At 42.6% G+C, this 11,847-nt stretch carries 11 protein-coding genes and 1 pseudogene; all 12 read right to left on the bottom strand.

Annotation, left to right across the window (positions count from 1 at the left end; all coding sequences use genetic code 11):
- Nucleotides 1–2: 2 nt before the first annotated feature.
- The gene (locus tag CTN_RS07915) at nt 3–1,757 is read right to left on the bottom strand and encodes a GmrSD restriction endonuclease domain-containing protein (RefSeq protein WP_015920036.1); all 1,755 of its coding nucleotides are present in this window, start codon (nt 1,755–1,757) and stop codon (nt 3–5) included.
- A 293-nt stretch (nt 1,758–2,050) separates the two neighbouring features.
- A complete protein-coding gene (locus CTN_RS07910; RefSeq protein WP_004080565.1) occupies nt 2,051–5,920 on the bottom strand; it encodes a TolB-like translocation protein in 3,870 nt (1,289 codons plus the stop codon).
- A gap of 291 nt (nt 5,921–6,211) precedes the next feature.
- Nucleotides 6,212–6,533 (bottom strand): annotated as a pseudogene (locus tag CTN_RS09745) (zinc ribbon domain-containing protein); the annotation flags it as partial.
- The gene (locus CTN_RS07905) at nt 6,533–6,838 is read right to left on the bottom strand and encodes a hypothetical protein (protein ID WP_004080564.1); all 306 of its coding nucleotides are present in this window, start codon (nt 6,836–6,838) and stop codon (nt 6,533–6,535) included. The pseudogene CTN_RS09745 and the gene CTN_RS07905, both read right to left, overlap by 1 nt.
- A gap of 452 nt (nt 6,839–7,290) precedes the next feature.
- Entirely contained in the window at nt 7,291–7,533 is a 243-nt protein-coding gene (locus CTN_RS07900; RefSeq protein ID WP_004080561.1) for a thioredoxin family protein, read from the bottom strand.
- Nucleotides 7,534–7,546: 13 nt separating this feature from the next.
- Nucleotides 7,547–8,635, bottom strand: coding sequence for a permease (locus CTN_RS07895; RefSeq protein ID WP_004080558.1), 1,089 nt, complete (start codon nt 8,633–8,635; stop codon nt 7,547–7,549).
- Between the two features lie 5 nt (nt 8,636–8,640).
- The gene (locus tag CTN_RS07890) at nt 8,641–8,967 is read right to left on the bottom strand and encodes an ArsR/SmtB family transcription factor (protein ID WP_004080556.1); all 327 of its coding nucleotides are present in this window, start codon (nt 8,965–8,967) and stop codon (nt 8,641–8,643) included.
- Between the two features lie 188 nt (nt 8,968–9,155).
- Nucleotides 9,156–9,554, bottom strand: a complete 399-nt coding sequence (locus CTN_RS07885; RefSeq protein ID WP_004080552.1) for a HEPN domain-containing protein — start codon at nt 9,552–9,554, stop codon at nt 9,156–9,158.
- Nucleotides 9,551–9,862, bottom strand: a complete 312-nt coding sequence (locus CTN_RS07880) for a nucleotidyltransferase domain-containing protein (RefSeq protein WP_029683745.1) — start codon at nt 9,860–9,862, stop codon at nt 9,551–9,553. Before CTN_RS07880 ends, CTN_RS07885 begins: the two co-directional genes overlap by 4 nt.
- Before the next feature lie 196 nt (nt 9,863–10,058).
- Nucleotides 10,059–10,613: a PAS domain-containing protein gene (locus CTN_RS07875; protein ID WP_004080548.1), complete on the bottom strand. Its 555-nt coding sequence runs from the start codon at nt 10,611–10,613 to the stop codon at nt 10,059–10,061.
- Nucleotides 10,610–11,401: an RNA-guided endonuclease InsQ/TnpB family protein gene (locus CTN_RS10145; protein WP_015920032.1), complete on the bottom strand. Its 792-nt coding sequence runs from the start codon at nt 11,399–11,401 to the stop codon at nt 10,610–10,612. The genes CTN_RS07875 and CTN_RS10145 overlap by 4 nt, the downstream gene beginning before the upstream one ends.
- The gene (locus CTN_RS10140) at nt 11,398–11,838 is read right to left on the bottom strand and encodes a transposase (protein ID WP_004080544.1); all 441 of its coding nucleotides are present in this window, start codon (nt 11,836–11,838) and stop codon (nt 11,398–11,400) included. Before CTN_RS10140 ends, CTN_RS10145 begins: the two co-directional genes overlap by 4 nt.
- Nucleotides 11,839–11,847: the final 9 nt, after the last annotated feature.

Below are 11,847 nucleotides of genomic sequence, written 5' to 3'. Positions count from 1 at the left end.
TTTCACTTCAAACTCTCAAACCCTTTTCGAATGATTTCTGCCATTCGACGTCGGCGTTCCTCCAAAAATGTCCAGTAATCCATGTTGTACCAGCCTTCGGGCAGTGCATGGTACCAGTACATTTCTTTAAGTTTGTCGGGTGGAAAACGTCTTTCATACTCGGGCGCGTAATCTGAAGGAGGGCGATCTCCTATATCAACGTTGTCGTACCATTCTACCAGTGCGAAATTGGCAACCTGGTTTATGTCGTGTTTATCTTTGATGCCCAGTTTTTGAAGGTATTTGCGTGGAAAGAGATGGTGTCTCTCCAGGGCTGACCTTCCCGATTGTGATGTGGGATCGAGCAGGTCGCGAACCTTCATAGAAGAGTAGAGTACCGGGGCATCAAGCAAACAGAGAGCTGCAAAGAAGGCGAATTGTCCCGGACTGCGAGCGGAAGCTGTGGCGAGTTCGTTGGGGAGCGTGACAGTCCAGTAATCATTTGTCAGAACCGCTGATATTTCCTGTTCCAGTGTCCGAATGAACTCTTCTGAATTGGTACAGCCTCGTATCAATGCGAGATCCTGTTCCATACGAGTTTCAGGGGAAGAGGAGTAGCGGCTGGTGAGTGAACTCATGAAGAACCATCGTGCCATCAGATTGCGGAGAGTGTGCTGGTCCAGGCCAAAGTCTTGTTTGCCAATGAGCCAGAGGGAATAAGTGTAAACCAGCGCCATTTCAGAGGTAATAAGACTGGGATGAATATATCCGGCACGCTTTATAACTTTCAAAAAGTCGTGCCAGTTTTGCAGGTTGAGAACTTCGTCCTGTGCTTTTCTCAGGAGAGCGAACTGGGCATCACGACGTTCAGGAGAGAATTCACCGGTCTGAAGATCTTTGCCTCGCAGAATGGAATACACGTATTCCAGCCGGGCGCGACGAAAAGCCAGTGCCACATCGACTCTCAGTAGCTGATCTGGTTGAGGTTTGAAGTATGGGTTATAGGGTGAAGGACGATTATCCGAAGGTGGATTCTTAGCCCGCCGGCAGAATTCTTCCAGTTGTTTTCGCCCTTCATCCCAGAAAACGGACATCAACGTCAGGATGAAATCGGCCTGATTGAGTGTACGACCTCTGCTGTTTATGCGAACAAAGATCTCAGAAACCTGTTCTTCTGTGGCGCTGGCAGAAATTTCCAGAGCGGTCATTGGATAATTGACGAGGTTGACCAGCTTTTGAATGGATCGAGGAATCCGCTGCCGTTCCTCTTCGGTTAGACCACGCCGTTCTTCCAATCTCTTCATGAAACTGGAGATAAAATCGTACAGCGCGAAACCTTCCTGCCACAGGATACTGATATCAGATATCCAGGTAGGATCTCGTTCAATAGATGTATTGGTGACCTCGAATTTTTCTTCCAACGGATTGAAGGCTATTCTCAAGCGCCGTTGTCGAAAGTTCTTGTCTACGATGGGAACACCCTTCATTACGGAGTAAAGGGCAGTGAGTCGCTGTTGACCATCTACAACGAGCAGGCGAGGCACTTTCTTCTTGGGGCCTGTCCCGATAGTGCGGTGTTCACCAGGGAAACCATTTTCCCAGAAAAGAAGAGTTCCAATAGGATAGCCACGGTACATAGAATCAAACAGATCACGCACACGCGTTGTATCCCAGACGAAGGGCCGTTGAATATCAGGAAGACCTATTTCACCGCTATCGATATTCTCTAACAGTCCACCTACACTGTAATCTACCTTCTTGAACAAAAGACCGTTCACGATTTTTCCCCCAATCTCCTGGAAGAGGTAGATTCTTCACTCTTGATCCGTTAGAATTTTAACTAATATAGCTGTTTATCACAACCCCCCTCAATGGAATATGATTCCTGACTCGTATCCTGTAGCAGGAGAACCTGCGCTTTTTCAGGAGAATTCATGTAGCAAACCTTAAATTGCCTTGCTCCATACTTTTCATGTTCCTGTTCATTTCAATTTCTCATCTTTTCTTATCCAGTCTTCCACATCATCCTCTTCAAATCCAAGAATTCTTTGCACAACAATATTAGTTTGTCTTATTCAATTTCACAAATCTGCACTCCATAATCAAATGGCTCAGTGTGATGCATCCATAAAAGCAAAACAATATTTCCACGCAAGGGATATATTCCACTCAGAACGTTTGCTCCCTGTTCACTTTCGTTACCTTTCCACAGCGTGATTTTTTCAGACGTGCTCAGGTTTTGAGCAATAACTTCAAGAGAATTTCCATAAACAATCCATTTTCCACCTGGCAAAAGAGCGCAGACATAGTTTTCCAGCGTGACATCATACGTTTTAAGTGTTTTACTCTCAACATCGTAGATATTCATTTTTGAGTTCTGATCTTTGAAGAAAACGGAATCTGTTCCTGGCACCCACTGTAAAATACTTTTGTCATATGTGGTTCCAATTTGCTCTATCTTGGCATCACTAACTCTCAACACATGAATGGCATCACCATTTGAAGTTAATCTACTTGCAAGGATATATTCCCCTGAGGGGCTGAAACTGTGTAGTATAAAACCCATTCCCTGAATAGTTGTAACTGGTTTTTCTTTGTAGCTACCAGATTCATCGATTTCAAAGCCTTCACCATTGTACGCGTAGAAGTACACTTCATCTTCTGATATCCATTCGAAGTTGTAATCCCTTGAGAGAGTCGCTTTTACAGGTTCGGGCAGAGAAAACTCTTCCAGGGTCTTCGTCTCTATGTTGTATAGACTAAACCCGGTTTGACGCTCAATTAGTAGTTTTTTGCCATCAGGTGAAAGGCTGAATCTATGGGTGGGATACCCATCCTGCATGACGTTCAGCCATACAAGATCTCCAAAAATTATCCTCTCTGGCTTTTCAATCGAAGGAAAACTGCTTGCATTTCCCTCAACAGCTTGACCTACCTTTTCTTCAGGAACACTAATGCTTTCTATCCTGCGTTTCAAATCCCACCACCTTGATGAACGCCAGCTGGTGCATTCAAAACCGTAACTTTGGAATGCTTCGATTGCCTTTTTTTCCGCTTCAGTAAGTAATTCTGTAAGAGCTTCTTTCTTCGTAAGAGTTGTGAATCCCCCTGCTTTTTCAATAGATTCTACTTCGATTTCAACCTTATCCAGATAAGTATTCAGAACTCTGTCTGCTTCATTGGTTGCCTTTACACGTTCTTCAGCGTCTTTGATAAACTTTTCGAATCTTTGGCAAAGGTTGAGGGCTTTTTCGAGATCTCCACCAATAACTCCCATTATGTCTGGATCGTCAAGTATCAAAAGAAAAGATATTCCTCCTATCTGTGTGGAGATTCCTTTCCACAAATATGAGTTGTCATCCGATCTATAGTAATCCAGTATTAGAGCCTTCAGATCGTGAGAGTAGTCATGAAGAGAAGCCTTTTCATACTCTTCTATTACCTGAGAAGCACTCTTTTTAAGGCTCTTATTCTCTTCAATCATCGAATTTATATAACTGGAATACTCTTTCGATGGTTCAAGATTTAACATTTCTACACCAGCTGAGCTTATTCTGTAAAGATCTGAGGACATAACTTCCAACATATCGCGCATCTCAATCCAGTGTTCATACATTGAATCCACAGCTTCGGTGGTTTGGGAGATTCTTTTTAATTCATTCCGGGCCTCATCTGGAGTTATCTTCTGTTTCCACATATCTTTTATTGTGAAGGCCATTTGTTCGATCCTGTCTTCCCATTTTTCCAGATAGCTCGATTTTAGAGAGTCGAAACTATCGACAACAACCTGAAACGTTTCCTGGAATATTTTCACTTTTTCTCTTAGAAACGCCAAATAGACCTCAAGATACCGCTTCGTCATTTCGTTTTTCAATTCCGTCATGTACACCCATTGAGATATTGTAGTTTTCCATTCGAGTGTTTTTTCCAATCTCTGTAGTAAAGAACTTTTGAATTCCTCAATCAACATCGCATTTTTTGAATATGAAACTAAGCCATCTTCATCTGTGTAGCAATACCGAGGGAAGCTCTCATACAAAGCTTTGATTTCCTCAGATAATTTGTCAACCTTTTCAATCAGAGCTCTGGTTAGACGCTCGTCCTCTTGACAAATCGCCAGCAAGTTTTCCAGAATCCACCCGCCGTTCTGTAGCAAGAAAAATGAAGGTGATTTGGAGTTGAGTTCCTTCATGAATGCCTTGCCGATTCCATTAGTAAAACCTTCCATCATTTCTGAAAAGCTACTAAATGCAAACGACCAGACAGCCTGTCCTATTTTCTGCTTGTAGAGTTTCAAAAACTGATTGAATTTTGCCAACAAACTATCCTGTAATAGTTTCATTTCACTTCCTTGATCAAGGGTTTTGACCAGTTGTGATAGCTTTTCCTTGAACAACTGTCGCTGTTTCTCTATCTCCTGATGCTTCAAATAAACAAAATCGTTCAATTGTCTAATGTTTCCTTCGACATCTTTATCCAATTGTTTGAGCTTCTCCGAATATTCGCTTTGGCTGATCGATCCTTTATGGTATTCAGATTCAAGATTGTTGGCAATCGTCTTTTTAGCGGTATTTAATTGACCCGTATAAACGCTTACTATTCGATTGATTTCGTAGTTGTACTCTCCGAGAGTTATCTCATTGTTTTCAAGCTGTCCAAAGGTGTACTCGATTAATCTTTTGGCACTGTTAAGATCTGGCAGTGCATCCCTTAAAGACAAATCGTTCATCTCTTCAATCCTCGTCTCTATGTTCTGTACCGCGCTCACCTTGAGAAAGGGATCCTTTGCCAATACTATTTCCTCCGCTTTTGCTATGACTTCTTGAGGAATAACATCTTCTTCAGATTTTCTTTGTCCTTTTGTCGATCCCTGTTGTGTCTTCTCCCCGACATCGTTGATAGCAGCTTTCTTTGCGGCTTTCTTTTTTGATAGAAAATAAGCTCTGTCGAAGTAACATCTGTTTATCTCGTTTTCATCGTTACCAACTAACTCCCTGATCTGCTTGATAAACACAACCTCATTACTGGCTATATCGTTGAACGTGATCTGAAAATCGACAACATTGTAGTATTTTGTGAACAACTCTACAATCAATGATGGTGTTTCTATAATGTTCTTCAAAATCGATTCAGCGCTTTTCTTAGCAGTTTCTTCTATCACTTTTTCGGCCAGTGCGTTACCTTTGCTGACAATCTCCAATTTTAATCTTTCCGTCAACCTGTCTTTTAATCTATCTTTTAGTTCGTCTGAAGCTTTGGTGAGAACCTCGTCTAAGACTTTCTTTTCCTCTGAAGACTCAAAAGGTTCGACAAAATACGTTTTCCACCAGTACTGAGCAATTTTTTCAGTGGCACCATAATTTGCTTTGCAGTAATCAATAAACGTTATTTTGTACGTTGAATCTATCAGTTGAAGAATCGCATTTTTTATTACTCCACCGAAATCCCCTTCAAGTAACGGTTTTAAAATCTCTTTCCAGTTCTTCAAAACATCGTCTATTATCTTATTCGCTGTCTTCAAAGAATTTTTCAACGTTTCCGATGCAAGGTAGTCTATGGAGTTATACAAATTAGATTCAATTAAAGCGATAAATTGCTTGTTTTCCCGCAAACGAGCTTCTTGATATGCGAGCTGAAGTTTTAAGATCTCTTCATTAGAAGCCCCTTCTCTTCTTGCTTCTTGAACCTTTCGAATAGCCTCTTGGCTTTCTTTCTGATATCTGGCCAGAAGCGGGTCGTTTGAATAAAGCGTCTCTAAGAAAAAATCGCTTCCTGATTTGAACAATCCGTTGTATCCGACAATGTTTTGAATTGCTTTCAAATAGCTTTTATTCAGTTCGCTAATGGTGTTTAAGCGATACCGCAAAGCGTCGCTATCGTTTGAAAACACGCACAGATAAAATGTCAACAGAATAGCTACTACCACAGCAAGTTTTTTCATTATTAATCCCTCCAAAGTTCAGAATTCCTACCATTATAGCATTTGTTCTACGAAAGATACAAATAAGTTTTCACAATCTATGAAATTTTTCACACGTGTAGAAAAATCGATTGCAATAAAGAAGCTGGAAACACATATCCTCTCAGAAAATCTGTGTATTAACGGATAAAAAACTCAAAGGGAGATCAGAGTCCCTATGTATCTAACAGCGAGCGCTTTTACAGATTCAAGGAATTGAAAGAAGTCGACCTCCTTCCAATCCCCTGAAGAGGATGGGACTTTTGGTAGCTCTCAGGCCACCTTCCATGGAGTCAAAGATGCTCCATGACCACAGAAGTGAGGGTGGAACCTCACACCTCTGACGGGGGCCAAGCTCGCTACTACCTGGCCTGTGCCAGGATACCTTTTCCAGATGTTAATTGCTCCTACTCCGTCCCCGTGATACTCAAAATCACAGGCTTTGCAGTGGTATCTTCTTACGATTGGCTTATTCCTTTCACCACAGATGGGACACGTCTTGCTTGTGTTCACTTCCGGGATAATTCATCCCGATTAGCTTTCTGAACTGTCGTCGGTGGATTTTCTGGGTCGCGTTGTCTTTTAGTTGACTCTTCAAAGGGAAGGTGTTGGGTACATCCTCACCTCTGTGGCAGGTGTTGGGACAACATCCTTTTGTTCATAGGAATAGATATAAATTGTCCAGAAGTACAGTTCGCCGGAAACTTCTATCATTGGAAGCGAAAAGAAGGTCTTTGTTCCGTCCTGAGTGATTCCCTCTACCGTTAGAGCATAAACATTTTCCACAAAATCTGGTTTGTTGCTCAAACTCCATGGAATGGCCTTGGTGGTCTCGAGTTCGCTCACAGAAACCAAACTGCAACTGGTGATGGTGGAGGGAAATGTAAAATCATAACCCAAGATCTCTCCTGTTCCGAAAACGGTATTTTCGACATCGAAATCGTCTACATCAGATTGTGGAACATGGATGAGCTCTCTCAGGGATACATAGTCGATGTCATTACCCGTTACGATGTTTCTTGCCTGATCGATTAATTCCTGTGCCTTTGTTTTATGCCTTCTTCAGCGATGATGCCTACAACCGCTGTACATCCGGCGAGGACCACAAGAAAGGACAGAAGGACAAGTAACATTTTTCTGCTCATGAAAATCACCTCCCGTATATGGTGCAGTAATTATAACATAATTGTAAATGAATTTAATAGATGATGTCACAGTTTTTTGTTTTGTGAGGTAAGAGCTGTTAAAATGATGTCAGAGATTGAGGAAAACTCTTCAAAAAAGCTTTCAATGAGTTACGATGATAAAAAAGCCGCCTTCTCAGGCGGCTTTGTCGTAAACAGAGTTCTGTCTCAAGCCTGCTGAAGGACCTTTTTGACTTCATCTAGGGATGGAATTTTACCGGAGATGACAACTTTTCCATCCACCGCTACTGCGGGGGTTGCCACGACACCTCTTGAGACAATCTCGTTTATGTCCTGAACCTTTTCAACAACTGCATCGATTCCCAGTTCTTCGATTGCCATTCTCACGATTTTTTCTGTCTGTTTGCACCTCGGACACCCTTTTCCTAGTATCTCCACCTTTTTTGCCATGCTATCCCTCCTTTTAAATTACTCCGTATATCATTCCAAACAGAGTGGAAAAAACAACCACAAGGCCAAAGTAAGTGAAGGCCTTTTTCTTTCCAAGAAGCTTTGTGATAACGATCATGCTTGGCAGGCTGAGGGAATTACCGGCCATGAGAAGAGCAAGGGTTGGACCCTTTGCCATTCCAAGTTCTCTCAGAGCCTGAACTATTGGAACTTCCGTAAGAGTGGCAAAGTACATGAGAGTTCCTATGACGGACGCTACAAGATTTGACAAGAAACTGTTGCTTCCAAGAAGTGCCGTTACCACCTGCTGGGGCAGAAGTCTGGTCAGAACACCTGCGAAGAACACACCGATGAAGAGATATGGCAGTATTTTCTTTGCGAAGTCCCAGGTTTCGTACAGCCAGTTTTCAACGGTGTCTCTTTTGAAACCAAACAAAGCCATGAAAAGTGCGGAGATTCCGAGCAATGTCATCAGGGAATATTTGAGGGTCTGGTTGATACCAAGAGAACTCGTTACCAGAAATCCAAGCTGTATCAGGAAAAATATTATTCCTCTTACGCCGTATTGATCGTCATCGGAAGTGAACGCGAGTCCACCTTCTCCCCTTTCCTGATAGATCATTTCCATGATCAAGCCTATCAGGACAGCTGCTGTTATCGTTGCAATGAGACGGGCAAGTCCCAAATCCCATCCAAGAACTCGGGCTGTCAGAAATATCGCAGCGATGTTTATGGCAGGTCCGGCAAACAAGAAAGTGGTGGCAGGACCTATACCCGCACCTTTTTTGTAGATCCCTCCAAAGAGCGGAAGAATGGTGCAGGAACAGACAGCCAGAATACCACCGGAAATCGCAGCGACAGGATAAGAAATGATCCTTTTTGCGTTTGGACCAAGGAGTTTCAAAACGGCGTCCTTTTTGAGCATTACTGATATCGTTCCGGCGATGAAGAATGCGGGAACAAGACACAGAAGAACGTGTTCACGTGCGTATTCGTGAAGCAGGTAGAATCCGTTCAGAATACTCTGATCGACAATCGGATGCCCGAACGGAACGAAATAGAAAGCCACAAAGATCAGAGCGATCAGGATGAAGGTCGCCAAGTTTCTCACTCCTTATTTGATAGATTTTGTAAAGAGCAGGAGTTAACGGCTTTAACACCATATTCCTTTCTCGCACGTTCGAGAATAGTGATCAGAAAGGGATATTTTTCGAGGAATCTTTCATCGATCGAATAGTAAACGAAGGAATCTTCTCTGCGAGATTTGACAATGCCGTGGTTTTTGAGAACGTGGAGATGCTGTGAGATGTTCGGCTGAGTCGTTCCTATACTTGCCAGTATCTGGCAAACGCACATCTCTTTCTCCAGAAGAAGAGTTAAAATCTTCAGCCTGGTTTCGTTTGAAAGGATATGGAACAACTCGTGAAGCTTCATATAATCACCTTCTTATATAATTGATCACTTATATACTATCAGAAAAGATAAACTTCATCGTTTAGACTGAGCAACGAAGAGAAGACCTGTGAGTTACAAAACGAATAATTGAAAAAAGCACAGGTTCTCCTGCGCTTTTTCAGGAGAATTCATGTAGCAAACCTTAAATTGCCTTGCCTCATATTCTTTCATGCTCGTTTCAAATCCTCTATTAGTTTTTCAATAGCATCCAAGAATCCTTCCGCTTTTCTTATCCAGTCTTTCACGTTCTCCTCCTCAAATTCAACAAGCTCTCCATAGTCTCCTGTCTTTCTATGCTCAAACATGCGATTGTAGAACTTTCCCAGTTCCTTGTTTACTTTTCCAGTTTTTACAAACTCTCTGTTAAAAGCTGCCAGAACACCACTATGTTTGGAAAATGAAAGACCTTTGGCGAGAAGAAGCGCGGAAACTTGATAAAATAAAGCATAATAAATTCTGTTTACTGCGGAATGTAATCTCTCATTTTTTAAAAGCAGTTTCGCGTCGTCAAGACATTCTCTTGCTCTTCTTCTCCAATATTCAATGATTTTTTCCTTTTCGTTCATACGATTATACCTTCTTTTTCAACGTTGACGATGAAAGGAAGGATCTTCCTGTATCTATCCCACTCCTTCTTTGAATAAACGCTTACATCCAGAACAATGTCGTATTTGAGGTTAAACTCATAAGCGATATCGTAAATGGATTCTTTTACTTTAATATCGACATCTCTATCCAGTATCACGAAAACATCAATGTCCGACTCTTCTCTGGTACTTCCCCTTGCACAAGAACCAAATAGAACAACTTCTACCTCACCGAATTTTTCAGAAACCCTTTTTTTGAATTCCGATAGTATTTGTAGTATTTCCATCATTTCACCACCCCAACACAGTCACAGAAAATCTATTGAATCCAAACTGCTCAAAAGTAGCAGGATTTTGTCAAACAATTCTTGCTCTATGGAAAATGATAACATAACATGGTTTTAAGGTAATGACAGGATTATGCTCACAGCATCAGAAGCAAACCTTGCCTCCGAACCTGAAGGTTTCAGGATTTCCCGAATATTAATTTTCCCAATCGAGGAGCCTCTTTTCTCCTTCGAGTTCTTTTATCCTCGTGATGTCCTGTACCACTTCCAGTGTTCCCAGATAGTTTCCTTCTTTGTCCAGGACCTGGAAATAGCGTATGTGGATCTTTCTGTCACCCATGTTGATCCAGAACTCCGCAGGTTCTTTCCTTCCCTCTTTGAAAGCTTTGAGGATTTTGTTCACGATATGAACGCTCCTTGGGGGATGACAGAACTGGACCGGTCTTCCAAGAACGGTGGGAGCTCTGTGGAAGATCCTGTGACCTCCAGAGAAGAAACGAACTCTGCCGTGTTTATCCACAAAGGTAATATCGAACGGCAACGTTTTGAAAATAGCATTCAGTTCTTCTAAAGATAGATAACCACTTTCTATTTTTATGTCGTTGTCTCGAACCAGCGAATATTCTGTGTCTGGTGTGAGCATTCCGGCAACCCTTTTGATCTCATCGGGAAGTTTCTCATAAGTTTCAGGTGAAACGACGGGATCTATCTCGTCAGCTACCCTCTCCCTGAAGGAGGAGGGCTTGCTCAACCCAAACGGGGAGCATCAGGCCGACTGACATCGGCCCCTAAAAGCTTTTCAAGATTACCCTGCTGGTCTTTGACAAGAACTCTCAGGGCTATGTTGATCGCACCAACTATGTCTGCGTGTTCTTCGTAGCCGCAGTTCTGACATACAAAACGCTCTCCATGGTCTGGTCTGTTTTCTTTCGAGACGTGGCCGCACCTGGGACAGGTTTGCGAGGTGTAGCTGGGGTCGACCTTTTCGGACTGAACTCCGTAGTACAATTTCGCTTTGTACTCTATCTTTTGCTGAAGACTTGCAAACGGCCATTGTTCTGACTGTCTTCTTGCTTCTTTGTCTTTGCCGCGGTAGGTGATTCTGTTAGCTCTGATCTGAGTCAGGTCTTCGAGAACAAACCTGGCACCAGGGTGGCTTGTGATGAGCTTTTTTGCAATGATGTGCAGTACGTTCTCAGTGAACCGTTTCTCTCGCCTGCTGATCCTGGCAAGTTTTCTCTTAGCAGAGCGAGTGCCTTTTGACATGAGTTCAGAGCGAAGACGTTGATAGTGTTGTTTTCTTTGTTTGAACTCTTCAGGAAGGTCTATCAGATACCTGGTGCCTTTGGTCGAGGTGGCAGCAGCAATGTGTCTTTCTCCAACGTCAACACCGAGGATTTCTTTTGGTTGATGTTCCTGAACTTCAAGCGTTACAGGAACAAGCAAGAAGAAGGTTTTGGATGATTTGTCGTAAGTCAGTATTGGATCGCCGATCTTGCCAGACTTGAGGTACTCAAAGTGTTTGGACCAGCCCTTCATCGGGATCCATTTGATTCGACCTTGAAGTGTGGAGAAGCGTGCCACTCTCCGTTGATCTTTTTGAAGCTTGCAGTTCTGTTGTACGTGTATTTGACGATCAAGCTCTTTCGCTTCGGTGGTTTATCCCAGAACTTCTTGACTGCTTTCGAATCGGGTTTTCGACGTTTGAGTTCTTTGAACTGAGCCCAGAGAGTTTTGTACATTGCAGAGACGTCTCTGTTCACATTGATGGCTATTTGAGCGGGAAGGCAAAATTTCTCACGGATGGTGCTGTAGTAAAGCTTATGGAGTTTTTTGACGTTCGTCGATTTGTCCTTGAGGTTTTGTTCGAGCACATAGTTGACGGCGTTTGTGTAAGCCGTCGCAATATCCAGGAACTGCTGTTTTTGGTCCTTGCTGAGTTCGAGTTTGAATCTACAGGTCAGAGTCACAGTCATTTGTTCAAT

Origin of the sequence: Thermotoga neapolitana DSM 4359, assembly GCF_000018945.1 — a bacterium.
In the GTDB taxonomy this organism is placed as follows: Bacteria; Thermotogota; Thermotogae; order Thermotogales; family Thermotogaceae; genus Thermotoga; species Thermotoga neapolitana.
Note: the sequence above shows the minus strand (reverse complement) of the source record. Positions and strands in the feature narration are given on the sequence as shown.

Bases quoted from the DNA above. Each gene is read 5' to 3' on its own strand.
- CTN_RS07910 (WP_004080565.1), bottom strand. From the start codon at position 5,920: ATGAAAAAACTTGCTGTGGTAGTAGCTATTCTGTTGACATTTTATCTG.
- CTN_RS07900 (WP_004080561.1), bottom strand. From the start codon at position 7,533: ATGGCAAAAAAGGTGGAGATACTAGGAAAAGGGTGTCCGAGGTGCAAA.
- CTN_RS07890 (WP_004080556.1), bottom strand. From the start codon at position 8,967: ATGAAGCTTCACGAGTTGTTCCATATCCTTTCAAACGAAACCAGGCTG.
- CTN_RS07885 (WP_004080552.1), bottom strand. From the start codon at position 9,554: ATGAACGAAAAGGAAAAAATCATTGAATATTGGAGAAGAAGAGCAAGA.
- CTN_RS07880 (WP_029683745.1), bottom strand. From the start codon at position 9,862: ATGGAAATACTACAAATACTATCGGAATTCAAAAAAAGGGTTTCTGAA.
- CTN_RS10145 (WP_015920032.1), bottom strand. From the start codon at position 11,401: ATGAAGGGCTGGTCCAAACACTTTGAGTACCTCAAGTCTGGCAAGATC.
- CTN_RS10140 (WP_004080544.1), bottom strand. From the start codon at position 11,838: ATGACTGTGACTCTGACCTGTAGATTCAAACTCGAACTCAGCAAGGAC.